The 26,269-nt window shown below is 59.4% G+C and carries 20 protein-coding genes and 1 tRNA gene; 7 read left to right on the top strand and 14 right to left on the bottom strand.

The genetic code is table 11. From position 1 onward, the window contains the following. Positions 1-17: 17 nt before the first annotated feature. The 4 genes from rpoC to rplJ form a co-directional block, all read right to left on the bottom strand. Positions 18-4,256 (bottom strand): DNA-directed RNA polymerase subunit beta', encoded by a 4,239-nt coding sequence (rpoC, locus tag SKA53_RS12880; RefSeq protein ID WP_007206597.1) that lies wholly within the window; start codon positions 4,254-4,256, stop codon positions 18-20. Between the two features lie 100 nt (positions 4,257-4,356). Next, on the bottom strand, positions 4,357-8,496 hold the full coding sequence (gene rpoB, locus SKA53_RS12875) for a DNA-directed RNA polymerase subunit beta (protein ID WP_007206596.1): 4,140 nt from the start codon (positions 8,494-8,496) through the stop codon (positions 4,357-4,359). A gap of 258 nt (positions 8,497-8,754) precedes the next feature. After that, entirely contained in the window at positions 8,755-9,126 is a 372-nt protein-coding gene (gene rplL / locus SKA53_RS12870; RefSeq protein WP_007206595.1) for a 50S ribosomal protein L7/L12, read from the bottom strand. Between the two features lie 68 nt (positions 9,127-9,194). Then, positions 9,195-9,707 carry a 50S ribosomal protein L10 gene (gene rplJ / locus SKA53_RS12865; protein WP_040482979.1) on the bottom strand — a complete coding sequence of 171 codons (513 nt, stop codon included), beginning with the start codon at positions 9,705-9,707 and terminating at the stop codon, positions 9,195-9,197. A gap of 344 nt (positions 9,708-10,051) precedes the next feature. Between rplJ and SKA53_RS12860 the strand changes: the two genes are divergently transcribed. Next, positions 10,052-11,845, top strand: coding sequence for a putative bifunctional diguanylate cyclase/phosphodiesterase (locus SKA53_RS12860; RefSeq protein ID WP_007206593.1), 1,794 nt, complete (start codon positions 10,052-10,054; stop codon positions 11,843-11,845). Between the two features lie 13 nt (positions 11,846-11,858). Here the strand turns inward: SKA53_RS12860 and rplA are convergent, their stop codons facing one another. From rplA to SKA53_RS12830, 6 genes are all read right to left on the bottom strand, one after another. Then, a complete protein-coding gene (gene rplA, locus SKA53_RS12855; protein WP_007206592.1) occupies positions 11,859-12,560 on the bottom strand; it encodes a 50S ribosomal protein L1 in 702 nt (233 codons plus the stop codon). Then, positions 12,560-12,985, bottom strand: coding sequence for a 50S ribosomal protein L11 (gene rplK / locus SKA53_RS12850; protein WP_007206591.1), 426 nt, complete (start codon positions 12,983-12,985; stop codon positions 12,560-12,562). The genes rplA and rplK overlap by 1 nt, the downstream gene beginning before the upstream one ends. Positions 12,986-13,104: 119 nt before the next feature. After that, positions 13,105-13,635 carry a transcription termination/antitermination protein NusG gene (nusG, locus tag SKA53_RS12845; protein ID WP_007206590.1) on the bottom strand — a complete coding sequence of 177 codons (531 nt, stop codon included), beginning with the start codon at positions 13,633-13,635 and terminating at the stop codon, positions 13,105-13,107. Positions 13,636-13,825: 190 nt separating this feature from the next. Beyond that, positions 13,826-14,026 (bottom strand): preprotein translocase subunit SecE, encoded by a 201-nt coding sequence (gene secE / locus SKA53_RS12840; protein WP_007206589.1) that lies wholly within the window; start codon positions 14,024-14,026, stop codon positions 13,826-13,828. Positions 14,027-14,080: 54 nt separating this feature from the next. Continuing rightward, positions 14,081-14,974 carry a hypothetical protein gene (locus SKA53_RS12835; protein WP_007206588.1) on the bottom strand — a complete coding sequence of 298 codons (894 nt, stop codon included), beginning with the start codon at positions 14,972-14,974 and terminating at the stop codon, positions 14,081-14,083. A gap of 42 nt (positions 14,975-15,016) precedes the next feature. After that, positions 15,017-15,092, bottom strand: a tRNA-Trp gene (locus tag SKA53_RS12830). A gap of 119 nt (positions 15,093-15,211) precedes the next feature. Between SKA53_RS12830 and SKA53_RS12825 the strand changes: the two genes are divergently transcribed. Then, a complete protein-coding gene (locus SKA53_RS12825; RefSeq protein WP_242601270.1) occupies positions 15,212-15,889 on the top strand; it encodes a lysophospholipid acyltransferase family protein in 678 nt (225 codons plus the stop codon). A gap of 100 nt (positions 15,890-15,989) precedes the next feature. Here SKA53_RS12825 and tuf read toward each other — a convergent pair whose 3' ends face one another. From tuf to SKA53_RS12810, 3 genes are all read right to left on the bottom strand, one after another. Further along, complete coding sequence (tuf, locus tag SKA53_RS12820) at positions 15,990-17,165, bottom strand: elongation factor Tu (RefSeq protein ID WP_007206586.1); 1,176 nt, start codon at positions 17,163-17,165, stop codon at positions 15,990-15,992. A gap of 185 nt (positions 17,166-17,350) precedes the next feature. After that, a complete protein-coding gene (locus SKA53_RS12815; RefSeq protein WP_007206584.1) occupies positions 17,351-19,240 on the bottom strand; it encodes a PhoX family protein in 1,890 nt (629 codons plus the stop codon). A gap of 83 nt (positions 19,241-19,323) precedes the next feature. After that, entirely contained in the window at positions 19,324-21,627 is a 2,304-nt protein-coding gene (locus SKA53_RS12810; RefSeq protein WP_007206583.1) for a DNA topoisomerase IV subunit A, read from the bottom strand. A gap of 97 nt (positions 21,628-21,724) precedes the next feature. On the opposite strand from SKA53_RS12810, the gene SKA53_RS12805 reads away from it, so the two are divergent. From SKA53_RS12805 to SKA53_RS12785, 5 genes are all read left to right on the top strand, one after another. Continuing rightward, positions 21,725-22,552, top strand: a complete 828-nt coding sequence (locus SKA53_RS12805) for an SDR family NAD(P)-dependent oxidoreductase (RefSeq protein ID WP_007206582.1) — start codon at positions 21,725-21,727, stop codon at positions 22,550-22,552. Between the two features lie 60 nt (positions 22,553-22,612). After that, positions 22,613-22,819: a twin transmembrane helix small protein gene (locus SKA53_RS12800; protein WP_007206581.1), complete on the top strand. Its 207-nt coding sequence runs from the start codon at positions 22,613-22,615 to the stop codon at positions 22,817-22,819. A 4-nt stretch (positions 22,820-22,823) separates the two neighbouring features. After that, positions 22,824-23,396, top strand: a complete 573-nt coding sequence (locus tag SKA53_RS12795; protein WP_007206580.1) for a cob(I)yrinic acid a,c-diamide adenosyltransferase — start codon at positions 22,824-22,826, stop codon at positions 23,394-23,396. A 153-nt stretch (positions 23,397-23,549) separates the two neighbouring features. Further along, a complete protein-coding gene (locus SKA53_RS12790; RefSeq protein WP_007206579.1) occupies positions 23,550-24,308 on the top strand; it encodes an electron transfer flavoprotein subunit beta/FixA family protein in 759 nt (252 codons plus the stop codon). Then, positions 24,308-25,234 carry an electron transfer flavoprotein subunit alpha/FixB family protein gene (locus SKA53_RS12785; RefSeq protein ID WP_007206578.1) on the top strand — a complete coding sequence of 309 codons (927 nt, stop codon included), beginning with the start codon at positions 24,308-24,310 and terminating at the stop codon, positions 25,232-25,234. Before SKA53_RS12790 ends, SKA53_RS12785 begins: the two co-directional genes overlap by 1 nt. A 55-nt stretch (positions 25,235-25,289) precedes the next feature. On the opposite strand, the gene SKA53_RS12780 is transcribed toward SKA53_RS12785, so the two are convergent. Next, the gene (locus tag SKA53_RS12780; RefSeq protein WP_242601269.1) at positions 25,290-26,147 is read right to left on the bottom strand and encodes a DUF6473 family protein; all 858 of its coding nucleotides are present in this window, start codon (positions 26,145-26,147) and stop codon (positions 25,290-25,292) included. Between the last annotated feature and the right edge of the window lie 122 nt (positions 26,148-26,269).

Genomic DNA, 26,269 nt, shown 5'->3' with positions numbered 1-26,269 from the left:
TAAATTATTTCAATTGATTACGCGTCGTTGTCTTCCGGTGCTTCGGTGCGCGCACCAAAGACATCGGTTTCTTCGCTGCGCACGGGCGCAACCAGCGCCGCCGCCTGCGCGGCTTCTTCGCGGCGCGCTTCGATCACGACATTGTCGCGGTCCGCTGCGATCTTGCGCATCTGCTGGGTTGCCCCACCTGTCCCTGCGGGGATCAGGCGACCAACAATCACGTTTTCCTTCAGGCCGATCAGCTTGTCCCGCTTGCCCTGCACCGATGCTTCGGTCAGCACGCGCGTGGTTTCCTGGAACGATGCCGCCGAGATGAACGAGCGTGTCTGCAACGATGCCTTGGTGATCCCCAAAAGGATCGGCTCGCCTGTTGCCGGACGGTCGCCGCGCTTGATCGCTTTGGCATTGGCTTCGTCGAATTCAGCCTTATCGACAGTTTCGCCTTTCAGAAGAACCGTGTCACCACTGTCCTGGATTTCCCATTTCTGGAGCATCTGGCGCACGATGACTTCGATGTGCTTGTCGTTGATCTTAACGCCCTGCAAACGATACACGTCCTGCACTTCGTCGATCATATAGACAGCCAGTGCCTCGACCCCCATGACCGCAAGAATATCGTGCGGGGCTGGGTTGCCATCCATGATGTAATCACCCTTTTGGACAAAATCACCTTCCACGACGGGAATGTGCTTGCCCTTAGGCACCATGTATTCGACCTTGACGTCAGGGTCTTCCGCGCTCTCGATCGCGATGCGGCGCTTGTTCTTGTAGTCCTTGCCAAAGCGCACATAGCCATCGATTTCGGCGATGATCGCGTGATCCTTGGGGCGACGGGCTTCGAACAATTCGGCCACACGCGGCAGACCACCGGTGATGTCCTTGGTCTTGGCACCTTCACGCGGGATACGCGCGATCACGTCACCGGCTTTCACTTCTTGGCCGTCTTCGACGGACAGAACCGCGTCAACCGACATGCCATAGGACACAGGGTTGCCATCGTCTTTCAGAACAACTTCACCATCCGCGCCGATCACGATGATCTTGGGGGCCAGCTCGTTGCCCTTGGGGGCAGCGCGCCAGTCGGACACGATACGCTGGGTCATGCCCGTCGCATCATCAGTGTCTTCACGCATGGCGATCCCGTTGATCAGATCGACATATTTCGCCGTTCCCGACTTTTCGGCGATGATCGGCAGGGTATAGGGGTCCCATTCAAAGATCTTGTCGCCGCGCAGGATGTCCTGGCCTTCTTTGACCAGCACCTTGGAGCCATAGCCGACCTTGTGTGTCGCACGATCCTCGCCCTCGGGGCCAACAATCGCGATGACCATGTTCCGGCCCATGACGACGTTTTCGCCAGTGGCGTTTTCCAGCAACATGGCATTGCGGAAGGTGACCTTGCCGGGCTGCGATGCTTCGAGGAAGGACTGCTGCCCACCCTGTGCCACGCCGCCGATGTGGAATGTCCGCATCGTCAGCTGTGTGCCGGGTTCACCGATGGATTGAGCAGCGATGATGCCGACCGCTTCACCGATGTTCACGCGGGTACCGCGCGCCAGATCACGGCCATAGCACATCGCACAAACGCCATCTTCGGCCTCGCAGGTCAGCGGGCTGCGGATGCGCATCTTGCCGATGGCTGCGGCGTCGATCATGTCGGCTTTGCGTTCGTCGATCAGCTCGCCTGCATGCACGATCACCTCGTCGGTGCCGGGACGAATAACGTCATCGGCAGAGACACGGCCAAGCACACGTTCGGCCAGCGACGACACAACCTCACCATCATTGACCGCAGCTTCGGCCGTGATCGCACGATCTGTGCCGCAATCGACCTGACGGACGATGCAATCCTGCGCGACATCGACCAGACGCCGTGTCAGATAGCCAGAGTTCGCTGTCTTGAGCGCCGTATCCGACAGACCCTTACGGGCGCCGTGGGTCGAGTTGAAGTATTCAAGAACGGTCAGACCTTCCTTGAAGTTCGAGATGATCGGCGTCTCGATGATCTCGCCGTTCGGCTTGGCCATCAGGCCGCGCATCCCGCCCAGCTGCTTCATCTGTGTGACCGAGCCACGCGCACCGGAATGGGCCATCATATAGACCGAGTTCGGCTCGCTTTCCGATCCGTCGGCATCGCGGCCGGCGGTGGAAATGGTGGTCATCATCGCTTCGGTGACCTTGTCGTTGGCTTTCGACCAGGCATCGACGACCTTGTTGTACTTTTCACCCTGGGTGATCAGGCCGTCCATATATTGCTGTTCGAAATCCTTGACCTGATCGCGGGTTTCATCAACCAGCGCCCATTTGGTATCTGGCACGACCATATCGTCCTTACCGAACGAAATGCCCGCCTTGAACGCCTCGCGGAAGCCCATGGTCATGATCTGGTCACAGAAGATGACCGATTCCTTCTGGCCGCAATAGCGGTAGACGGTATCAATGATCTGCTGGACTTCTTTCTTGCGCAGCAAACGGTTGACCAGCGCGAAAGGCGCCTTGGCGTTCAGCGGCAACAGCACGCCCAGACGCAGACGGCCGGGTGTCGTCTCGAACCGTTCCAGCACTTCGTTGCCTTCGCCGTCGATCTGGATCATCCGCGCCGTGATCTTGGCGTGCAGATGCACCTCGCCTGCGGCCAGCGCATGTTCGACTTCGTCGATGTTGCTGAACGACATGCCTTCGCCCTTCATGCCTTCGCGCATGATGGTCGTGTAGTACAGGCCAAGGATCATATCCTGCGATGGCACGATAATCGGCGCGCCGTTGGCAGGCGACAGCACGTTGTTCGTGGACATCATCAGCACGCGGGCTTCCAGCTGCGCCTCAAGGCTCAGCGGGACGTGAACAGCCATCTGGTCACCGTCAAAGTCGGCGTTGAACGCGGTACAGACCAGCGGATGCAGCTGGATCGCCTTGCCTTCGATCAGGACAGGTTCGAACGCCTGAATGCCCAAACGGTGCAAGGTCGGCGCACGGTTCAGCATGACGGGGTGTTCGCGGATCACCTCATCGAGGATATCCCAGACTTCTGGCCGTTCTTTTTCGACCAGTTTCTTGGCCTGTTTCACGGTGCTGGACAGGCCCTTGGCCTCCAGCCGCGAATAGATGAACGGTTTGAACAATTCGAGCGCCATTTTCTTGGGCAACCCGCATTGGTGCAGTTTCAGTTCCGGACCTGTCACGATGACCGAACGCCCCGAAAAGTCGACCCGCTTGCCCAAAAGGTTCTGGCGGAAACGGCCCTGCTTACCCTTGAGCATATCGGACAAGGATTTCAGCGGACGCTTGTTGGCACCCGTAATCACCCGGCCCCGACGGCCGTTGTCGAACAATGCATCGACCGATTCCTGCAACATGCGCTTTTCGTTACGCACGATGATGTCAGGCGCGCGCAATTCGATCAGCCGCTTCAGACGGTTGTTACGGTTGATCACGCGGCGATAGAGATCGTTGAGGTCGGATGTCGCAAAACGGCCACCATCCAGCGGGACCAGAGGGCGCAGTTCCGGCGGGATCACGGGGATCACGGTCAGGACCATCCATTCCGGGCGGTTGCCAGATTCAAGGAAATTCTCGACGATCTTCAGACGCTTGATGATCTTCTTGGGCTTCAACTCGCCTGTCGCCACTTTCAGATCGGCGCGCAGCTGCTCAGCTTCGGATTCCAGATCGATCTGGGCCAGCATTTCGCGGATCGCTTCGGCGCCGATATTGGCTTGGAACGCGTCCATGCCGTACAGGTCTTGTGCGTCGTTGAATTCCTCCTCGGTCATTAACTGGCCATAGGTCAGGTCGGTCAGGCCGGGTTCGATCACGACATAGTTTTCGAAATACAAAATGCGTTCCAGATCGCGCAATGTCATGTCCAGCATCAGGCCGATGCGGCTTGGCAGCGATTTCAGGAACCAGATATGCGCGACAGGTGCGGCCAGTTCGATATGGCCCATCCGTTCGCGGCGGACCTTTTGCAGGGTCACTTCCACGCCGCATTTTTCGCAGACAACGCCGCGGTATTTCATGCGCTTGTATTTGCCGCACAGGCATTCGTAATCCTTGATCGGGCCAAAGATACGCGCACAGAACAGACCGTCCCGCTCAGGCTTGAACGTACGGTAGTTGATGGTTTCGGGCTTTTTGATCTCGCCGAAGGACCACGACAGGATCCGTTCGGGCGATGCCAGAGACACCTTGATTTCGTCAAACGTCTTTGCCGGGGCAACCGGGTTGAACGGGTTGTTTGTCAGTTCCTGGTTCATCTTCAATTCCTTGAATTGGGGTGCGCAAGTGCGAGGGGTAAGGCGGGGTCAACCCCGCCCTACGGGCGTTTGTGGTCGGGGCTCGCCCGACTGATCCGCCCTATTCCTCATCCTCCGCATCCAGGAGTTCCATGTTGAGGCCGAGACCCCGGACTTCTTTCACGAGCACGTTGAAGGACTCAGGCACGCCAGCCTCGAAATTGTCTTCGCCTTTGACGATGCTTTCATAGACTTTCGTCCGCCCTGCCACGTCATCCGACTTGACCGTCAGCATTTCCTGCAGCGTGTAGGCCGCGCCATAAGCTTCCAAGGCCCAGACTTCCATTTCCCCGAAACGCTGACCGCCGAACTGGGCTTTACCACCCAGAGGCTGCTGCGTGACAAGGCTGTAAGGCCCGGTGGAACGTGCGTGGATCTTGTCGTCAACCAAGTGATGCAGTTTCAGCAGGTATTTGACACCCACCGTCACCTTGCGGCTGAATTGTTCACCGGTGCGACCGTCGAACAGGATCGACTGACCCGAGGTGTCGAAACCGGCACGCCGCAGCGCATCGTTCACGTCAGCCTCTTTCGCGCCGTCGAACACGGGGGTCGCGATCGGCACACCGCGCGTGACATGACCCGCTGCTTCGACCAGATCAGCCTCGTCCATACCGACGATGCCTTCTTCGTAGACATCATCACCATAGGCGATTTTCATCGCTTCGCGCACGGGTGTCAGATCGCCGGACCGGCGGTATTCACCCAAGGCTTCGTCAATCTGGATACCCAGACCGCGCGCAGCCCAACCCATGTGGGTTTCAAGGATCTGACCGACGTTCATGCGCGATGGCACGCCCAGCGGGTTCAAACAGAAATCCACCGGTGTCCCGTCTGCAAGGAACGGCATGTCTTCCATGGGAACAACCTTGGAAATCACGCCCTTGTTGCCGTGACGACCAGCCATCTTGTCGCCCGGTTGCAGCTTGCGCTTTACCGCGACGAACACTTTGACCATCTTCATCACGCCCGGAGGCAGATCGTCGCCGCGACGGACCTTTTCAACCTTGTCCTCGAACCGTGCATCCATGGCCCGTTTCTGGATTTCGTATTGCTGGTTCAACGCCTCGACGATTTTCGCGTCATCCTCGTCTTCCATCGCCAATTGCCACCACTGGCCACGGCTCAGGTCGGAGACACTTTCCTCGGTGACAACAGCGCCGGCCTTGAAGCCTTTTGGCCCTTTGGCTGCTGTCTTGCCACCGATGATATCCCACAGACGCGCATAGATGTTGCGGTCAAGGATCGCACGTTCGTCATCGCGGTCGCGCGACAGGCGTTCGACTTCTTCACGCTCGATCTGGAGCGCGCGTTCGTCTTTTTCCACGCCGTGACGGTTGAACACGCGCACCTCGACCACGGTGCCAAAGTCACCGGGTGGCAGGCGCAAAGATGTGTCGCGTACGTCGGATGCCTTTTCACCAAAGATGGCGCGCAGCAGCTTTTCTTCTGGCGTCATCGGGCTTTCGCCTTTTGGGGTGATCTTGCCGACCAGAATATCCGCAGGCCCAACCTCGGCCCCGATATACACGATGCCCGCTTCGTCAAGGTTGCGCAAAGCTTCCTCGCCGACGTTGGGGATGTCGCGGGTGATTTCCTCTGGCCCGAGCTTGGTGTCACGGGCGGCGACTTCGAATTCCTCGATATGGATCGAGGTGAAGACGTCGTCGCGCACGATGCGTTCCGAAATCAGGATCGAGTCTTCGTAGTTGTAACCGTTCCATGGCATAAACGCGACGACTACGTTTTTACCCAGCGCCAGTTCACCCAGATCGGTCGATGGACCATCGGCGATGACCTGCCCTTTCTGGACCAGATCGCCCACCTTCACCAGCGGACGCTGGTTGATACAGGTGTTCTGGTTGGACCGCTGGAACTTGCGCATGCGGTAGATATCGACGCCCGCATCACCCAATTCCAGATCGGATGTCGCGCGGATCACGATCCGCTGCGCATCGACCTGGTCGATGACGCCGGCACGTTTCGCCATAATCGCAGCGCCGCTATCGCGCGCCACGACTTCTTCGATGCCAGTGCCGACCAATGGTGCCTCGGCCTGCAGCAAAGGCACGGCCTGCCGCTGCATGTTCGAGCCCATCAGCGCGCGGTTGGCGTCGTCGTTTTCAAGGAACGGGATCAACGATGCCGCAACCGAAACCAGCTGCTTTGGCGACACGTCGATCAGGTCCACGTTTTCACGCGGGGCCAGCGTGTAATCGCCGTTCACACGGGTCGACACCAGATCATTCTTGAACGATCCGTCAGGGTTCATCGACGCGTTGGCCTGTGCCACGGTGTGGCGCATTTCTTCGGTCGCGGACATGTATTGCACATCATCCGTCACCTTGCCGTCCACGACCTTGCGGTACGGTGTTTCGATGAAACCGTACTTGTTCACGCGGGCGAAGGTCGCCAATGAGTTGATCAGACCGATGTTTGGACCTTCGGGCGTTTCAATCGGACACATCCGGCCATAATGGGTCGGGTGAACGTCGCGCACTTCGAAACCGGCACGTTCGCGGGTCAGACCGCCGGGCCCAAGGGCCGACAGGCGACGCTTGTGCGTCACTTCGGACAGCGGGTTCGTCTGGTCCATGAACTGCGACAACTGGCTGGAGCCAAAGAATTCGCGCACAGCCGCAGCCGCAGGTTTTGCGTTGATCAGATCTTGCGGCATCACCGTGTCGATTTCGACAGATGACATGCGTTCCTTGATCGCGCGTTCCATGCGCAGCAGGCCGACGCGATACTGGTTTTCCATCAATTCGCCCACGGACCGCACGCGGCGGTTGCCAAGGTGGTCGATGTCGTCGATGTCGCCCTTGCCGTCGCGCAATTCGGTCAGCGCCTTGATGCACGAGACGATGTCTTCACGGCGCAATGTGCGGATCGTGTCATCGGCATCGAGGTCCAGACGCATGTTCATCTTGACGCGGCCCACAGCCGACAGGTCATAGCGTTCGCCGTCAAAGAACAGCGTGTCGAACAGCGCCGATGCGGAATCGACGGTCGGTGGTTCACCAGGACGCATCACGCGGTAGATATCCATGAGCGCGGTTTCGCGGTTCATGTTCTTGTCCGCCGCCATCGTGCTGCGGATGTAGCCACCCACAGAGATGTTGTCGATGTCGAGGACGGGGATCGAGGTGATACCCGCGTCGATCAAATCCCGCAACGTGCCGCCTGTGACAGCGCCCGTCTTGTCGATTTCCAGCGTCAGTTCATCACCAGCTTCGACATGGATCGCGCCGGTTTGCTCGTTGATGATGTCACGGGCAACGTATTTGCCAACGATATGCTCGTAGGGGACCAGCAGGTTCTTGACCTTGCCTTCGTCGATCATCTTTTTGACAGACCGTGGCGTCACTTTTTCGCCGGCCTTTGCAATGATCTCACCGGTATCGGCATCGACCAGATCATAGGTCGGACGGGTACCGCGGACGCGTTCGGGGAAGAACTTGGTCGTCCAGGCGTTGGTTTTTGGGTCCAGCGTGTAATCGACGGTGTTGTAATAGGCATTCATGATGCCTTCCTGGTCCAGCCCCAGCGCATAAAGCAGGGTGGTCACAGGCAATTTGCGACGGCGGTCAATCCGGCAGAACACAAGGTCCTTGGCATCGAATTCAAAGTCGAGCCAGCTGCCGCGGTAAGGAATGATCCGGCAAGCAAACAGCAATTTACCCGACGAATGGGTCTTGCCCTTGTCATGGTCAAAAAACACGCCGGGCGAACGGTGCATCTGGGACACGATCACACGTTCGGTGCCGTTCACGACAAAGGTGCCGTTCGGCGTCATCAGGGGCATGTCACCCATGAACACGTCTTGTTCCTTGATGTCCTTGACAGATTTGGAACCTGTGTCCTCATCCACTTCGAACACGATCAGGCGCAGCGTCACCTTCAGCGGTGCGGCATAGGTCATGTCGCGCTGCATACATTCTTCGACGTCGTACTTTGGCTTTTCCAGCTCGTATTTCACGAACTCAAGCACAGCGGTCTCGTTGAAGTCCTTGATCGGGAAAACCGACTGGAACACACCCTTGATGCCTTCGCCGTCAAGCGGTGTTGCACTGTCGCCGGAACGCAGGAACAGATCATAGGAAGATTTCTGAACCTCGATGAGGTTCGGCATTTCAAGCACTTCACGGATTTTGCCGTAATACTTGCGCAGGCGTTTCTGACCAAGGAAGGAGGAAGCCATGTGCGATATCACCTTTTGTTTGTCTCTCGAACGTGCGGCGCCCGGGCTGCGCCGCCACATCCATTTGACCGGGGGTTTCAAGTCTATTCGTGGCTGCCGTCCCACCGGCTGCCTCCCGACTTTTCAACCTAGCCCAAGGGGTGGGCCACGCATGGCCGACCGCTAAGACAGGTTTGGCTGGACCCGCAAATGCAGGTCCAGCCGCGTTCAAACGCCCACGATGATCGAAAATCACCGAAGGGCGGGGTAAACCCCGCCTTACGCCAGTTCGACGGTCGCGCCAGCTGCTTCCAGCTTGGCTTTGATTTCGTCGGCTTCGGCTTTGGAAGCGCCTTCTTTGACCTTGCCGCCAGCTTCGACCAGATCTTTGGCTTCTTTCAGGCCCAGACCGGTGATGCCGCGCACTTCTTTGATCACGTTGATCTTCTGTGCGCCGGCGTCTTTCAGGACGACGTCGAATTCGGTCTTTTCTTCGGCGGCTTCTGCTGTTGCAGCAGGACCGGCCATCATCACAGCGCCGCCAGCAGCGGGCTCGATGCCGTATTCATCCTTGAGGATGGTTTTCAGTTCTTGTGCCTGAAGAAGGGTCAGACCAACGATTTCTTCAGCGAGTTTTTTCAGATCAGCCATTTTATGCTTTCCGTTCGATTTAAGTGTGTTCCAACGTGAGGCGACAGCCCCAAGTCAATTCAGATGCTTCACGCAGCTTTCTCTTCGATGGTCGAAAGAATGCTCGCGATGTTCGAAGCAGGCGCGCCAATGGCCCCGGCGATGTTTGCGGCAGGTGCTGCGATGCAACCAACGATAGAAGCAATAAGCTCCTCGCGGCTTGGCATCCCGGCAACGGCTTTCACACCGGCTGGATCCAGTGCCGTGTCACCCATTGCCCCGCCCAGAACGACCAATTTCTCGTTCGTCTTGGCATAGGCATCGATCACTTTCGCCGCAGCGACAGGATCTTCGGAATAGGCGATCACGGTCATGCCCATCAGGTAAGTGGCGATGCTTTCGCATGGCTTACCTTCAAGAGCGATCTTGGCGAGCTTGTTCTTGGCAACGCGTACGGCCCCACCAGCATCGCGCATACGCGCCCGCAGGTCCTGCATTTCAGCAACTGTCATGCCTTCGTAGTGGGCGACCACTACAACGCCAGAGCTTTCAAAGATCTGGCCGAGTTCATCGACCAATTGTTCTTTTTGTGCTCTATCCACAGTTTCACTCCAATTAAGGTACCAAATAGTCTGGCACCGGCTCTCGTTTTTGCCGGGCGGCGGACCACCCGACAGTCGGTGTCCACGTAAACGGGGCGAGCCAAGTTGAACCGAGGAGAGCCTCGAAAAATTCTGGTCTATCCCGTCTCAGGCAGGAATTAACGGTCTTGCGACCAACCCACCGTCTCGGACGAATAAAGGCCCGAACGAATCAATCTTTCGGGCCTGATTGTTGGTTATCGCCTGCACGGCGCTTTGCCAAGGGCCGATTTGCGCCCAACGGCGCTGCCGGCGCCCGTGCGAGGTAAACCTTTGTTCAAGAAATGCCCAGTAAGACAAGGCGCATGACATCGCAGAACCAACCCAATTTCCGCAACCTCGAAGATTTTGCAGGAATCGCCTCTGACTGGTTCTGGGAAACCGACCATCAGAATCGGTTCATCTATTTTTCGAACCGGATGGAACAGGTCACAAAGATCAGCAGGGCAGACGTCTTGGGGCGCGAACGTGATATCTTCGCGGAAGAACCCTCTGGCGCGGCATGGCAGGCGCATCTGGCCGACCTGCAGGCGCATCGCGCATTTCGCAATTTTGAATATCGCATCATCCGGCCAACGGACGGGTCGGTGATGTGGCTGCGCATCTCAGGCGAGCCGCAGTTCGATCAGGCCGGCGCATTCACCGGCTATCGCGGCACAGGGCATGATGTCACCCGTGAAAAGGTAGCGATGATGCAGCTGGAACAAAGCAATGCCGCGCTGGCGATCAGAAACCGCGAACTTGACGAGGCGCGGCAGGCGCTGGAACAGGCGGCCTATCACGACCCGCTGACAGAGCTGCCGAACCGGCGCGCTTTCGAAAGGGCGCTGGAACATTGTCTTGGCGCGGCAGACGGACGGGTAGCCTTGCTGCACCTTGATCTGGACAGGTTCAAATGGGTGAATGACACGTTGGGACACCAAAGCGGCGATGCCGTGCTGGTGACCGCCGCGCAACGGATTTCGCAGGCGGTGGGCAACCGGGGGCAGACCTATCGGGTCGGCGGCGACGAATTCATGGTGCTTCTCACGCAGGGCATCTCGGCCAATCTTGCCCATCAGACAGGGACCGCGATCGTCAAGGCCCTGACACGCCCCATAGATCTGGCACAACGCCAGGTCACCATCGGCATCAGCATCGGGATCGCAACCGGCGTTGCGGGGCAGGATACCGCCGCGACGGTGATCGCCCATGCGGATGTCGCGCTCTATGAGGCGAAACGCAATGGGCGCAATCAGGTCTGCCAGATCACGCCGCAGATCACCAAACAGATGCAGATCAAGCGCCAGATCGCAGCCACAATTCCCGGCGCGCTCGAACGCGGCGAGTTTACCGCCTATTTCCAACCGCAGGCCGATATCGAGACTGGCGAGATCGTTGGCGCAGAGGCGCTGGTGCGCTGGCATCACCCCGAATGCGGGTTGCTGAAACCGGCGGACTTTCTGGATATCGCCGCCGAAATGGGCATGATCGAAGATATCGACAGACAGGTGCTGCGCATTTCCCTGGCGGCGGTCGACAAATTTCGCGCGTGCGGGCTTCATCTGCCATCGATATCGGTAAACATCAGCGGGCCGCGCCTGATGGACCCGCGCCTGCCCGAGGATGTGGCCAACACCTGGACAGACCGCAGATGCGGGCTGTCGATCGAATTGCTGGAAACGATCTATCTTGATGACAGGCGCGAAGTCCCTCAGATCAAGGAAAATCTGCAGCAGCTGCGCAACATGGGGGTCGAAATACATTCGGATGATTTTGGTAGCGGACGGGCGTCGATCGTCGGCTTGCTGAAGGTGCAGCCGGACCGGCTCAAGATCGAATGTCGGATGATCCGCGCTGCGCTGCGCGATCCGCATAAATCCAAGGTGATCGCAGCGATCCTTGAAATGACCCGCGCCTTGGGCATTGCCGCAACCGCCGAAGGCGTCGAATCAGCCAAGGACATCGCCGCCGTTCGTCGCATCGGCTGCGCCTATTATCAGGGTAACGTACTTTCCCCACCGCTACAGCAAGCAGCTTTCATCGCATTCCTGTCGTGCCAAAAGATGGCAACAAAAACAAAAACGGCAGGCCGTGATGGCCTGCCGTTTTGTTCGTAAACCGAAAGCCGGATCAGGCGTTGCCGGTCGCCGAGGCAACGTCAACAGTCACGCCTGGACCCATGGTCGAGCTGACGGCGATCTTTTTCATATAGGTGCCTTTGGCGCCCGATGGACGGGCCTTCCCGACCGCATCCACAAAAGCGCGCATGTTTTCCTGCAGCTGTTCTGCAGAAAACGACGCCTTGCCGATACCGGCATGCACGACGCCTGCTTTTTCAGCCTTGAACTGGACCTGGCCGCCCTTGGCCGCTTCGACAGCTTCTTTGACATCCATGGTCACGGTGCCGACGCGCGGGTTTGGCATCAGGTTGCGCGGGCCAAGAACCTTGCCCAGACGACCAACAATAGCCATCATGTCGGGTGTCGCGATGCAACGGTCAAAGTCGATCTTGCCGGACTGGATGGTTTCCATCAGGTCCTCTGCACCGACGATATCAGCGCCGGCGGCCTTTGCTTCGTCAGCTTTGTCGCCACGGGCAAAAACGGCCACGCGGACAGTTTTGCCAGTGCCGTTTGGCAGGGTCACGGTGCCACGGACCATCTGGTCGGCGTGGCGTGGATCAACACCCAGCTGCATCGAAATTTCGACGGTTTCGTCAAATTTTGCAGTGGCGCTGCCTTTGACCAAAGCGATGGCTTCGGCGACCGACACATTGGTCTTGCCGTCAAATGCGGCACGGGCTGCGGTTGTGCGCTTACCAAATTTTGCCATTACTTGACCTCCACGCCCATCGAACGGGCAGAGCCCATGATGATCTGCATTGCACCTTCAATGGATGTCGCATTGAGGTCTTTCATCTTGGCTTCGGCAATTTCACGCACCTGCTTGGCGGTGATCGAACCGGCAGTCGCACGGCCGGGGGTCTTGGACCCCGACGCCAGCTTGGCCGCCTTTTTGATGTAATAGGACGCAGGTGGCGTCTTGATCTCGAATGTGAACGACTTGTCCGCGTAATAGGTGATCACGGTCGGGCAAGGTGCGTCCTTTTCCATATCCGCAGTCTTGGCGTTGAACGCCTTGCAGAATTCCATGATGTTGATGCCGCGCTGACCCAATGCTGGGCCGACTGGCGGGCTTGGCTTGGCATTGCCGGCTGCAACTTGCAGCTTGAGCATGCCCATGACTTTCTTGGCCATTTGGCCTCTCCTTTTTCAGCGGTGGGCTGATGCCCACCCTACATTTGCCCCGGATGGGGCGGTGATGCCGTGGTTCGGGCCGGATCAAACCCGGGCCTCCCACGTCTGAACACGCACGTTTACTGTTTGGAAACCTGCGTGAATTCCAACTCGACCGGGGTTGCCCGGCCAAAGATCGACACCGTCACCTTGAGGCGCTGATGTTCTTCGTCGACATATTCGACCATGCCGTCGAAATCCTCGAACGGGCCGTCGTTGACCTTGACCTTTTCGCCGATCTCGAAGTGGATCAGGGTGCGTGGGCTGTCCTCGCCTTCCTGAACGCGGCCAAGGATGGCCTGCACTTCGGCATCGCGCATCGGCATCGGGCGGCCTTGTGGCCCCAGAAACCCGGTGACGCGGTTGATCGAATTGATCAGGTGATAGCCTTCATCCGACATTTCCATATGCACAAGCACATAGCCGGGCATGAAACGGCGTTCAGTCGTCACTTTTTTGTTGCGACGTACTTCGATCACTTCTTCGGTTGGCACCAAGACTTCGTCAATCTGGTCGGACAGGCCTTTTTCTTCCGCTTTTGCGCGGATTGCCTCTGCGATCTTCTTTTCGAAGTTCGAAAGAACGCTTACCGAATACCAGCGTTTAGCCATCTGTCAGAGCACCTTGTCGTCACGAGACCGCAATGGCCCCTGGTTCAAATTGATCCGACGCCTGCGCCGGTGTCGAAAATAAAAGCGGCGCGCAACTCGATTCGCCGCACGCCATATTTCCGAAGTTGCCTGCCTTTACCGCCGCCACCACCCGTTTTCAAGAGGGGCGGGCAGAATAAGCGCGCCAGCCTTAGCCGCCGAAATAGCCCAGCACGCCGGACAGCCCAAAGCGGATCACGAAATCGACTAACGAAAAGAACACCGCCGTCAGCGCGGCAAGGATGAAGACCATGATCGTGGTCAGCACCACCTCGCGGCGGGTGGGCCAGACGACCTTGGCCACCTCGGAGCGGACTTCTTGAATGAACTTCACGGGATTGGCGATGGCCATCGGCACGGTCCTTTATCGAAACTTTGTGCGACATACGGGGTCGCGGGGCCGAATTCAAGCCCGCATGGGGCCATCCGCCCACAGCGGATCCAGCAATGTCACCCCCGGCATGGCACCGATTGCGGCAATCTGAGCACGATAGGCGCTATCACCCGCGGCATGTTCGGCCGGGGTGAAACCGTCAAAGGGCGGATAGCCGTCTTCGACCGACAAAAGCGCGCGCACATTTCTCCCCGCATCGCCCGCCCCGCCCAAGGCATGGCGATGCAAAATCTCGGCCACGGCGGCGGCAGACAGGCCGCGGTGAATATAACGGTCGATAGGTTGCACCACCCCCGCAGCGGCAGGCCCCAGCAAACCCGCGCAGATCGCGCTAAAATGAACGGCGTAATCCTCATAGCACCACACGACCAGCTGTCCGACGCCGGCAGTGGCGCGCAGCCGCGCGACCAGATCGGCCCAATCAACCGATTCCGTCGGGTTAATCTTGCGATATTGCGCCATCAGCATCACGTTGCCACTCATCAATTGCTGGCAATAGGCCGCATTCACAAAACCGGTTGGTCGCCGGATCGCCAGAAAGACATCGACATTGCGGCCAAGGCCCTGTGCGACAGCCCTGATCCGTGGCGCCGCTTTGGGATAGCGACAAGTCACGGGCCTGCGGCGCGGATCGTTCAGCACGCCGATATGGTTTTCTTCGCTCAAGACAACGCGCTGCGCTGTCTGCAGCAGCGAACGCAATTGGCCGGACAAGGCTTGCCCATCGCCCAAACCCAAAAGTTCGGGCAACGTCTGATCCCATTTACGCAGGTAATGGGGGCCGAACCATTGCACGCCTCGTGCGGCAAGAGCATCAGCCTGTGCCCCGATAGACCGTTGCAGATGCGACGTCGCTGTCTTGTGCGCCCCGATATGGAAAGCCACGGAAAATGCTGGGTCCAACATGTCGGTGATGATCCTTCGGCACTTGCCGTTCCGATCCGGGCCTGGCAGGGGCATGGAGACTCGAACTCCAGACCTACGGTTTTGGAGACCGTCGCTCTACCAACTGAGCTATACCCCTATGGCCGAATGTCGGATTAGTCGCAAATCAGGGCAGGATCAAGACCCAAGGTAGCGCAGACTTGTCTTCGGCGTCAGAAATGTCGAAACACAAGACGAACCAAGCCCGAAAGGCCACCCTTGTCCCTGCGCAGACGGATCGAACAATCGCAAAGACTAGCCTCGCTACTGGCCAGTTTGGCCGGCAGCTATCTGGCGCTGTGCAACCGCACGACCCGTTGGCAGGTCGAAGGGCTGGATGACCTGCGCGCCGCACTGGCGCAGGGCCCTGTTCTGCTTGTCATGTGGCATGGCCGGTCGGTAATGGCGGCGTTGCATTGGCCGGTCGCCGATGGCCCGCTGACCAGCCTTTACGATTCCTCGCCCATCGGCCGCGTGTCGGGTGCCTTGCAACGCCGTGTCGGCCTGCGATCCATTCAGATGTCGCGCCAGACCACCAACCTTGCCGCGTCGCGGATCGTGCTGAAACGGGTCCGCGAGGGCATCAGTATCGGGATGACCGCTGACGGGCCGCTCGGTCCCGCCTATCAGGTCAAGGATGCGCCGCTTGAATGGGCGCGTATCACCGGCGTGCCGGTATTCTGTTATGCTTTCGCCACAACGCGCGGGCTGCGGTTGAACACATGGGACCGGATGCTGGTGCCGCGCCTGTTTGGGCATGGCGCTATGGTGTTTGCGCGGTTCGAGGGTACAGTCCCGCGCAAGCCGGACGACGCCACGCGCAGCAATCTGCGCGAGCAGATGCGCCGCTTCATGGACGCGACAACGGCGCGGGCCGACAGGCTGATCAGCCGCTAGAGGCCACAAGCTGCGGTGAAACGCAAAAGGCCGCCCTTTTCGGGGCGGCCTTTGTTTGGCGTAGGGTGGGTCAAGACCCACCTTACTTTGCCTGTGCTTTTTACAGCAGGATCTTCGACACAACGCCGGCGCCGACAGTCCGGCCGCCTTCGCGGATCGCGAAACGCAGGCCTTCTTCCATCGCGATCGGCGCGATCAGTTCAACTTCGAACTTCAGGTTGTCGCCGGGCATCACCATCTCGGTGCCTTCTGGCAGAACAACAGTCCCGGTCACATCCGTCGTGCGGAAGTAGAATTGTGGGCGGTAGTTCGCAAAGAACGGTGTGTGACGACCGCCCTCTTCCTTGGTCAGAATATAGGCTTCGGCTTCAAACTTGGTGTGCGGCTTGACCGAACCGGGCTTGCACAGAATCTGCCCACGCTCAACACCTTCACGGTCAACACCGCGCAGCAGCGCACCGATGTTGTCGCCAGCCTGGCCGCTGTCCAGCAGTTTGCGGAACATTTCCACACCGGTACAGATGGTCTTCTTGGTGTCGCGGATACCGACGATTTCAATCTCGTCGCCCACGTTCACCACACCGCGTTCCACACGACCGGTCACAACCGTGCCACGGCCAGAGATCGAGAACACGTCTTCGATCGGCATCAGGAACGGCAGGTCGACCGCGCGTGCCGGTGTCGGGATGTATTCGTCGACAGCCGCGATCAGCGCACGGATCGAGCTTTCACCGATTTCAGGCTGGGTGCCGTTCATCGCATGCAGCGCAGAGCCGGGGATGACGGGGATATCATCGCCGGGATAGTCGTATTTGGACAGAAGCTCGCGGATTTCCATCTCGACCAGTTCCAGCAGTTCGGCGTCATCCACCTGGTCGACCTTGTTCATGTACACGACCATGTATGGAATGCCGACCTGACGGCCCAGCAGGATGTGCTCGCGGGTCTGCGGCATCGGGCCGTCAGCAGCGTTCACAACAAGGATCGCGCCGTCCATCTGGGCGGCACCGGTGATCATGTTCTTCACATAGTCGGCGTGGCCGGGGCAATCGACGTGCGCATAATGGCGCGCTTCGGATTCGTATTCCACGTGCGCGGTCGAAATCGTGATCCCGCGGGCCTTTTCTTCGGGCGCGCCGTCGATCTGGTCGTAGGCCTTGAAATCGCCGAAATACTTGGTGATCGCCGCCGTCAGCGTCGTCTTGCCGTGGTCAACGTGACCGATCGTGCCGATGTTCACGTGCGGTTTGGTGCGTTCGAACTTTGCCTTTGCCATTCTTCAGGACCTTAATTTCAGAGGGGCCGAGGTGACCCGTTTCAGCATCGCGGGCGATGTATTGGGAAACGGATGGGAAATCAAGCGCAATGCGGACACTGCTGGGCTTTTCGCGGTTTTGTTGCGAACCCTGCAAAGCCGCAGGGCAAAGGCGGGCGGGTACAGACCCGCCCGCTTACGCCAGATCAGCCGATCACGGCACCATCGGCCTTTTTCACAGCGATGACGGTCGAACGCGCCAGCTTGCCGTCACCGTCCGGGAACGGCGCAGCGGGGTGCTGAATACCGACGAACATGGTGCGACGGTCCGCAGACCATGTCAGACCTGTCACCTCGGACCCATTCGGGCCAGTCAGGAAGCGCGCGATTTCACCCGTGACCGGATCACCTGCCAGCATCTGGTTGTTGCCCATGCCGGCAAAACCTTCTTCGTTGCTGTCATCACCGTCGGTTTGGATCCACAACAGACCAGAACTGTCAAACATCATGCCATCGGGCGAGTTGAACAAGTTGCCTTCGTTGATGTTCGCCGACCCGGCATTTGCGTCTTGATGCACGGTGGGATTGCCCGCCATGACATAAAGATCCCAGTGAAAGGTCGTGGCGGCGTGATCCTCTGCATCGGGGAACCAGCGCAGGATCTGGCCATACCGGTTGGCTTCGCGCGGATTAGGCGAATTTTCGACGGCCTGCATCGCATCGCCACCGGCATTGGTCGCATCCGCGCCGCGGCGCGAATTGTTCGTCAAGGCGCAATACCCCTCGATTGCGACGGGGTTGACGGCGACCCATTCGGGGCGGTCCATCGTGGTGGCGCCGACGCGGGACGCGGCGACGCGCGTGTAAACGGCGATTTCGGCAGCATCCATGCCTGTTGCCTCTGGGGTCAGCGCCACCCATTCACCAGTCATGTCAGTGGCGAAACGGGCAACATAAAGCTGGCCATCCGACAGCAGGCTGCTTGTCTCACCGCCGGGCGTGTAAACACCGGCTGAAACGAACTTGTACAGAAATTCACCACGCTCATCGTCGCCCAGATAGACAACGACGCGCCCGTCGCGCGCGACGACAACGGCGGCATTCTCGTGCTTGAAACGGCCCAACGCGGTGTGTTTCACGGGTGTCGATGTCGCGTCAGATGGGTCGATCTCGACCACATAGCCCTGACGGCGGGGTTCGTTGACGTTCTGGCTGACATCGAAACGGGCATCAAACTTTTCATAGCCGTACCGGCTTTCCAGCCCGATCCCGTATCGGACGTAATCATCAGGCCGCGCAAAGGCAGCATCGGTGGAGCCGAAATAGCCGTTAAAGTTTTCCTCGCAGGTCAGGTAGGTCCCCCACGGGGTTTTGCCCGATCCACAATTGTTGAACGTGCCCAGCACGATCATGCCATCGGGGTCTGCCGCCGTCTGCAACAGCGGATGACCCGCCGCAGGACCAGAGAACGTCATGGGTGTGTTCTGGGTGATGCGGCGGTTGAACGGGCTATCGACGACAATGTCCCAACCGTTCGCGCCTTCGGCGACTTCCATCACTGTCACGCCCTGCATATTCTGCAAGATGCGCGCATCGTCCGCGCTGGTGGTTTCACCGCCGGTATGGGGCAGGTTGATGTCAGGGTTCACATATTCATGGTTCACCGCGACAACCTGGCGGCCACCGATGCTGAACAATTCCATTCCGTCGGTATTTTCACCGAACACGCGATCGGAACTGGCCAGATCGACCCCGGTTTCCTGGCTCAGCGGGGCGGCATCTGAAAACAGCGGCTGGCCCCATTTGGCGACCGGCTGCCAAGTATAGCCTTCAGGCACATGCACGGTGAAATCCGTTGCAATCGGGATGGCGTTGAAACCGAAACGGCTGGTCGCCTGCGCCTGTGCCGAGGTACCCGACAGCAAGCCCGTGCCCATCACTGCCGCGCCAGACCCAAAGGCCAATACGCCCCCCAGAAAGCCGCGCCGCGACAAGGCGGTGTCAACGACGGCATCAAAATCGGTTGTGGCAAGTGCGGGACGCTGCAGTTCATCCCATTCATCCCAAGACAGGGTCTTTGTGTCGATATCTTTCATGGCGCGCACTCCTTGCTGGCGTTGATTTCAACCAGGGGAGTAGCGGCGTTTCTTCTCAGCGATGTGACAAACGGCGGAAAAAATCAGGTAAAGCGGTTGTCACGCGGAAAACCGCGTGGTGCCATACGCCCCGCAGTGGCGCGTTTGCCGATCCATTCATCAAGCTCCGATTGCGTCCGCGTCCGCCCCGCAGGGTCCAGCCATGTCAGCCCGTCTGCCAAGGTAAATGTCGTCGCATCCGACAGCCCGCCGTCCTTGTATTTTTGCAGGCGCACGCCTTTGCCACGGGTCATTTCGGGCAGCTCGTCGATACCGAAGACCAGCACTTTGCGGTTTTCGCCCACCACGGCAACGTGATCGCCGGCGATCCGCTTGCACAGCCGTGCGGTGCTGGCACCAAGGTTCAGAACCTGTTTGCCGGCGCGCGTCTGGGCCACCACCTCAACCTCGGGCACGACAAAGCCGTTGCCGTCGGTTGATGCGACCAACAGTTTCTCACCCGGTTTATGGATCAAGATGTCGATGATTTCCGCCTCGTTCGGCAGGTCGATCATCAGGCGCAGCGGTTCACCCATGCCGCGCCCGCCGGGCAGATTGGCCGCCGACACCGTGTAAAACCGCCCGTTGGCACCAAAGACAAGCAATTTATCGGTGGTTTCGGCGTGAAAGGTGAAACGGGCGGCATCGCCATCCTTGAATTTCAAGTCGCGCGTCAGGTCGATATGGCCGGTCATCGCACGCACCCAACCCATCTGCGAACAGACAACTGTGATCGGTTCGCGGTCGATCATCGCCTCGATCGGGACATAGGCGACATCGGCGGCCAGCGCGAATTGCGTGCGCCGCGCGCCGCCGGGGCTGGTGCGGCCAAATTGCTTGCGGGTTTCGCGCAATTCATCCGCGATACGCGCCCATTGCAGCGCCTCGTCAGCCAAGAGCGCCATGATCCCCTGCCGTTCCGCCCTCAAAGCATCACGTTCGGCGATCAGTTCGAGTTCTTCGAGCCGCCGCAACGACCGCAGGCGCATGTTCAGGATCGCCTCGGCCTGCACTTCGGTCAGGGCGATTTCTGGGTCGGTGGCTTTTGGCCCGACATAATCCTTTTCGGATGTCGCGCGGATGTGCGGATGCGCCCAATCCTCGGCCATCAGGGCGGATTTGGGGTCATCATCGTAACGAATGATGTCGATCACCCGGTCCAGATGCAGGAAGGCGATGATGAAACCTTCCAACACTTCCAGACGGTGGTCGATCTTGCCCAACCGGTGGCGCGAACGCCGCACCAGCACATCGCGGCGGTGGTCAAGGAAAGCGCGCAGCACTTCTTTGAGGGAACAGACCTTGGGGGTCAGCCCGTCGATCAGCACGTTCATGTTCAGGCTGAACCGGATTTCGAGGTCCGAATTGCGAAACAGCATGCCCATCAGCATTTCAGGGTCGACCGACCGCGCGCGCGGTTCCAGCACCACGCGCACATCCTCGGCGCTTTCGTCGCGCACGTCAGCCAGCAACGGCACCTTTTTGGTCTGGATCACCTCGGCCAGTTTTTCGATCAGTTTCGATTTCTGTACCTGATAGGGGATCTCGGTCACGACGATCTGCCATTGGCCACGGCCCAGATCCTCGACCTCCCATTTCGCGCGCAGGCGGAACGACCCGCGGCCAGTGCGATACGCTTCGGCCATATTCTCGGGTGGCTCGACGATCACACCGCCCGTGGGAAAATCGGGGCCAAGGATATGGGTCAGCAGGCTGTCATCGGCGGCACCCGGCGATTTGATCAGATGCAGGCAGGCGTCGATCAATTCATGCAGGTTATGCGGCGGGATATTCGTGGCCATACCCACGGCAATGCCGCTGGACCCGTTGGCCAACAGGTTGGGGAAACTGGCAGGCAGGACCGATGGTTCGGTCAGGCGGCCATCGTAATTATCCCGGAAATCGACGGCATCCTCGGACAAACCTTCCAGCAGCGCCTCGGCGGCGGCGGTCATGCGCGCCTCGGTGTAACGAGAGGCGGCGGGGTTATCACCGTCGATATTGCCAAAGTTCCCCTGCCCGTCCACCAGCGGATAGCGGACGTTGAAATCCTGCGCGAGGCGCGCCATCGCATCATAGATCGCGGCATCGCCGTGGGGATGGAAATCACCCATCGTGTCGCCGCTGATCTTGGCGGATTTCAGAAAGCCCCCCGTCGGCGACAGCCGCAGCCGCGACATCGCATAAAGGATACGGCGGTGGACCGGCTTCAACCCGTCGCGCGCATCGGGCAGCGCACGGTGCATGATCGTGGACAAGGCATAGGTCAGATAGCGGTCGCCGATCGCACTGCGCAGCGATTCGGTTACGTCATTTGGGCCGGGGGCTGTCTCGTTGTCATCACTCATGTTCTGTCGTGTAGCGATCAAGGATTCACCCGTAAAGCGGGGAATTGGAGATGCGGCGCTGCTTGCCCTTTGCGCGGGGTTTTGCGAAAGCTGCGCCATGGTGCAGAAATCCATCCTGATCACGGGTGCCTCGTCGGGCATCGGCTTCGACGCGGCGCAGGGCATGCGGGCCGCGGGCTGGCGCGTGTTCGCCTCTTGTCGCAAGGCCGAGGATTGCGCGCGTCTGGCGGGGTTGGGGTTTGAAAGCCCGCGCATTGATTACACCGATGAGGCCAGCATCGCCACAGGTCTGGCCGAGGTGCTGGCCGCAACGGGCGGCACGCTGGATGCGCTGTACAACAACGGCGCCCATGCGCTGCCGGGCGCTGTCGAGGATCTGCCGGTTGACGGATTGCGCGCAGTCTTCGAGACGAATTTCTTTGGCTGGCACGCGTTGACCCGCGCGGTGATCCCCGTGATGCGCGCGCAGGGGCATGGGCGGATCGTGAATTGTTCGTCCGTGCTGGGGCTGGTCGGCATCCCGTGGCGGGGGGCCTATGTCGCCAGCAAATTCGCGCTGGAAGGGTTGACCGATGTGCTGCGGCTGGAAATGGCCGGCACCGGTATCAAAGTTATCCTGATCGAACCCGGCCCAATCACGTCAGACATCCGCAAGAACGCCATTCCCCATTTCGAACGCTGGATCGATTGGCAGGGGTCAGCGCGCGCGGATGACTACAAGACACTGCTGGCGCGGCTTTATACCGACAGCGGGCCGGACCGATTTGAACTGCCCGCCAGTGCCGTGACCGCGAAACTGTTGCATGCGGTGACAGCGGCCAAGCCGAAACCGCGCTATTATGTCACGCGGCCCACCTATCTGGCGGGGCTGATGCGGCGGCTGCTGCCGACGCGATTGCTTGATGCGGTGCTGCTGCGCGGATAGAGGATTGCTATCTGTGCGCGCGGCGCTAGGTCGCGCTGACACGACCAAAGGAAGACCATCATGGCAAACGACCCTCTTTTCTGGCTTGTGGCTGTTGCGGTGCTGCTGGTGCTTGGCATCTTATTGCTCGGCATCGGGTCTTTTGGCAAAGGCGGCGATTTTTATCGCAAGAATGCCAACAAGATCATGCGCTGGCGGATCGGTGCGCAATTCGTCGCGGTGATCCTGATCGTGCTATTCGTTTATCGTCGCGGACAAGGGGGCTGACCACATGGTGGTGCTGAACAAGATCTACACGAAAACCGGCGATGCTGGGCAAACGGCACTGGGCAATGGTGACCGCGTGGCGAAATACGCGCTGCGGGTGAATGCCTATGGCACGGTCGATGAAACCAACGCCACGGTCGGCATGGCACGCCTGCACGCCACGGGCGAAATGGACGCGTATCTGGCGATGATCCAGAATGATCTGTTCGATCTGGGCGCGGACCTGTGCCGCCCCGACATGGCAAAAGACGGCGAGGCTGGCTATACCGTGCTGCGCATGAGCGATGCACAGGTCGCGCGGCTGGAAAGCCAGATCGACGCGATGACCGCCAAGGTCGAACCCCTGCGCAGTTTCGTGTTGCCGGGCGGGTCTGCGCTGGCGGCGCATCTGCATCTGTGCCGGACAGTGTCGCGGCGCGCCGAACGGCTGACGGTGGAACTGGCCGGGGCCGAGGCGGTCAATCCAGCGGCGGCAAAATATCTCAACCGGTTGTCAGACTGGTTTTTTCAGGCATCGCGCATCGCCAATGACGACGGACGGGCCGATGTTTTGTGGATTCCGGGGGCAAACCGCTGACGTAGGGTGGGTTTCAACCCACCTTAGCTGACCCCTGGGCCAGAAACGTGGCGTCCCTGACACTTGCCGCGTCGATTTTGCACTGTTGTCATCGGGTGGTAGTCGCTAGTTACTGCAACAGACCGCATGATGAATTCTATGGGAGAAACGCAGATGAAGGTGCTCGTACCTGTCAAGCGCGTGATCGACTATAACGTGAAGGTCCGCGTCAAGGCGGATGGTTCCGGTGTCGATCTTGCCAATGTCAAAATGTCCATGAACCCTTTCGACGAAATCGCCGTCGAAGAGGCGATCCGCCTGCGCGAGGCTGGCACGGTCGAAGAGGTCGTGGCCGTGTCCATCGGCGTCAAGCAGGCGCAGGAAACCTTGCGCACCGCACTGGCGATGGGCGCTGACCGCGCCATTCTGGTTGTCGCCAGCGAGGACGTGCATCAGGATATCGAACCCCTCGCCGTTGCGAAAATCCTTGCCGCGATCGTCAAGGAAGAAAACCCCGGTCTGGTGATCTGCGGCAAGCAGGCCATCGACAATGACATGAACGCCACGGGGCAAATGTTGTCGGCGCTGCTGGGCTGGTCGCAGGCGACCTTTGCATCCGAGGTCAGCATCGACGGCGACCATGCCACCGTCACGCGTGAAGTGGACGGCGGTTTGCAGACCATCAAGGTCAAGATGCCCACGATCATCAGCGTCGATCTTCGGCTGAACGAACCGCGCTATGCCTCCTTGCCCAATATCATGAAGGCCAAGAAAAAGCCTTTGGATGAGAAAACCCCTGCCGATTACGGTGTCGATGTCACGCCGCGCCTGAGCGTCGTGAAAACCGTCGAACCCGGCACGCGCAAGGCCGGGATCATTGTCAAATCCGTGGACGAACTGGTCGAGAAACTCAAAGAAGCGGGGGCTGTGTAATGGCTGTTTTGTTGATTGGTGAAGTGACCGATGGCGCCCTGGCCATCGATGCGACCGCAAAGGCCGTGACCGCTGCCAAGGCGCTGGGTGATGTGACCGTGCTTTGCGCTGGTGCCTCGGCGCGTGCAGCGGCAGATGAGGCCGCGAAAATCGACGGCGTGGCGCGCGTGCTTTGCGCCGAAGACGCGGCCCTTGGCCACCGTCTGGCCGAACCGACAGCCGCACTCATCGTGTCTCTGGCGGGCGATTACACCCATATCGCCGCCCCCGGCACGGCGGATGCGAAAAACGTGATGCCGCGCGTCGCGGCCTTGCTGGACGTGATGGTGATTTCCGAAGTGACCGGCATCATCGACGCCGATACGTTTGAACGCCCGATCTATGCGGGCAACGCGATCCAGACCGTCAAATCCACCGATGCGACCAAGGTGATGACGATCCGCACCGCGGGCTTTGACGCCGCCGGCATGGGCGGGTCCGCCACGGTCGAGGTGATCGGCGCAGCCAACAACCCCGGCCTGTCGGAATGGGTCGAAGACAGGGTTGCCGCCTCTGACCGCCCCGAACTGACATCGGCAGGCGTTGTCGTGTCGGGCGGGCGCGGGCTGGGGTCGCTGGCCGATTTCGCCCTGATCGAGAAACTGGCAGACAAGCTGGGTGCCGCTGTCGGTGCATCGCGCGCCGCCGTGGACAGCGGCTATGCGCCGAATGACTGGCAGGTCGGGCAGACCGGCAAGGTCGTCGCCCCCGATCTGTACGTCGCCGTCGGCATTTCCGGTGCGATCCAGCACCTTGCGGGCATGAAGGACAGCAAGATCATCGTCGCGATCAACAAGGACGAAGAAGCACCGATTTTCCAGGTCGCCGATTACGGCCTTGTCGCCGATCTGTTCGTGGCGCTGCCGGAACTGACCGGCAAATTGTAACTGCAACACACCAATCTGTTGCAAGGGCCGGTGGCAACGCCGGCCCTTGTGCGTTTCAGATCGAAAACATGTCGTCGCGCAGGGCCATGACCAGCTTTGACGCGGCTTCGACATGGCAACGCACGCCCAGCATTTCGGCAGCGACAGATTGCTGCGATGGCGGGTATTGCATGCCCATCGTACCCTGCGCCAACGCCTGTTCAGACGGAATGGCCGTCACCACCGCCCGCACCAAGGGGCGCAGCGTGTCGATCATGCTGGCGGTGATGAACAAAGGTGCGGCGCGCAGCTGCGCCGGACGTGCCACCCAATCCGCATTGTCCAGCGGTTCATCCGAGAACCACAGCAACATGCAATTGGGACCGATCTGGCGCAGCATGGTCTGCATCCGCGCAAGCCATGCCTGACGCAATTCATGCACGACGATGTCGAACCTGTCTGGAGATGTTTCAAACAGCCGCGCCAACAATTGACCGGTAAAGGCACAATCGTTGAATTCAACCTCGGGATAGATCGCCTGCAAAACGGTCGCGGCGCGCAGAAACCTGTCGTTGCGGCGCGGATGCACCGAATAGAACCTGTTTGACAGGTTGTTGGCCCCCAGCACCTGTACCACGGTCATATCCGCGCCATTGCAGATTTCCATGATCGTGGGGTCATTGGCAAAAGCGTCGATACCTGCGTTCAGGCAGCCGAAATTCACGCAGGGCTGCCGCAGCGCGGTTTCCACCAGCGTCGGGAACGGTTTTTCGATGAATTTGCCATAGGTTTCGGTGCCGCCGATAAAGGCAAGATAGGGCCGGTCAAGCGGCCTGCGCGGGCCGCGGAACAGGATCCGTGAATTGCCGTATCGGCAGGGCGAATAGGACAGATCGCCCATATCAATCGAGTCTTGCCGCATCTGTGTTCCCATGCACCGATGGCTTCAGTGTCGCGCAATAGTTTTGCCAAAAGGCTAATGCTTGGATTTCTGACAAATTTGCTGCATCTGTCCGGCTTGAAGCCTGCCCATGCAGCGGCCTATGGTACGGCGGA

The sequence above is a fragment of the Yoonia vestfoldensis SKA53 genome, assembly GCF_000152785.1.
GTDB lineage: Bacteria > Pseudomonadota > Alphaproteobacteria > Rhodobacterales > Rhodobacteraceae > Yoonia > Yoonia vestfoldensis_A.
Note: the sequence above shows the minus strand (reverse complement) of the source record. Positions and strands in the feature narration are given on the sequence as shown.

Excerpts from the sequence above, each read along its gene's own strand:
- tuf (WP_007206586.1), bottom strand. The coding sequence starts at position 17,165 with ATGGCAAAGGCAAAGTTCGAACGCACCAAACCGCACGTGAACATCGGC.
- SKA53_RS12860 (WP_007206593.1), top strand. The coding sequence starts at position 10,052 with ATGACATCGCAGAACCAACCCAATTTCCGCAACCTCGAAGATTTTGCA.
- SKA53_RS12815 (WP_007206584.1), bottom strand. The coding sequence starts at position 19,240 with ATGAAAGATATCGACACAAAGACCCTGTCTTGGGATGAATGGGATGAA.
- SKA53_RS12785 (WP_007206578.1), top strand. The coding sequence starts at position 24,308 with ATGGCTGTTTTGTTGATTGGTGAAGTGACCGATGGCGCCCTGGCCATC.
- rpoB (WP_007206596.1), bottom strand. The coding sequence starts at position 8,496 with ATGGCTTCCTCCTTCCTTGGTCAGAAACGCCTGCGCAAGTATTACGGC.
- SKA53_RS12800 (WP_007206581.1), top strand. The coding sequence starts at position 22,613 with ATGGCAAACGACCCTCTTTTCTGGCTTGTGGCTGTTGCGGTGCTGCTG.
- rplK (WP_007206591.1), bottom strand. The coding sequence starts at position 12,985 with ATGGCCAAGAAAGTCATGGGCATGCTCAAGCTGCAAGTTGCAGCCGGC.
- rplA (WP_007206592.1), bottom strand. The coding sequence starts at position 12,560 with ATGGCAAAATTTGGTAAGCGCACAACCGCAGCCCGTGCCGCATTTGAC.
- secE (WP_007206589.1), bottom strand. The coding sequence starts at position 14,026 with ATGGCCATCGCCAATCCCGTGAAGTTCATTCAAGAAGTCCGCTCCGAG.
- rpoC (WP_007206597.1), bottom strand. The coding sequence starts at position 4,256 with ATGAACCAGGAACTGACAAACAACCCGTTCAACCCGGTTGCCCCGGCA.
- SKA53_RS12795 (WP_007206580.1), top strand. The coding sequence starts at position 22,824 with ATGGTGGTGCTGAACAAGATCTACACGAAAACCGGCGATGCTGGGCAA.
- nusG (WP_007206590.1), bottom strand. The coding sequence starts at position 13,635 with ATGGCTAAACGCTGGTATTCGGTAAGCGTTCTTTCGAACTTCGAAAAG.
- rplL (WP_007206595.1), bottom strand. The coding sequence starts at position 9,126 with ATGGCTGATCTGAAAAAACTCGCTGAAGAAATCGTTGGTCTGACCCTT.
- SKA53_RS12835 (WP_007206588.1), bottom strand. The coding sequence starts at position 14,974 with ATGTTGGACCCAGCATTTTCCGTGGCTTTCCATATCGGGGCGCACAAG.
- SKA53_RS12790 (WP_007206579.1), top strand. The coding sequence starts at position 23,550 with ATGAAGGTGCTCGTACCTGTCAAGCGCGTGATCGACTATAACGTGAAG.
- SKA53_RS12805 (WP_007206582.1), top strand. The coding sequence starts at position 21,725 with ATGGTGCAGAAATCCATCCTGATCACGGGTGCCTCGTCGGGCATCGGC.
- SKA53_RS12810 (WP_007206583.1), bottom strand. The coding sequence starts at position 21,627 with ATGAGTGATGACAACGAGACAGCCCCCGGCCCAAATGACGTAACCGAA.
- SKA53_RS12780 (WP_242601269.1), bottom strand. The coding sequence starts at position 26,147 with ATGGGAACACAGATGCGGCAAGACTCGATTGATATGGGCGATCTGTCC.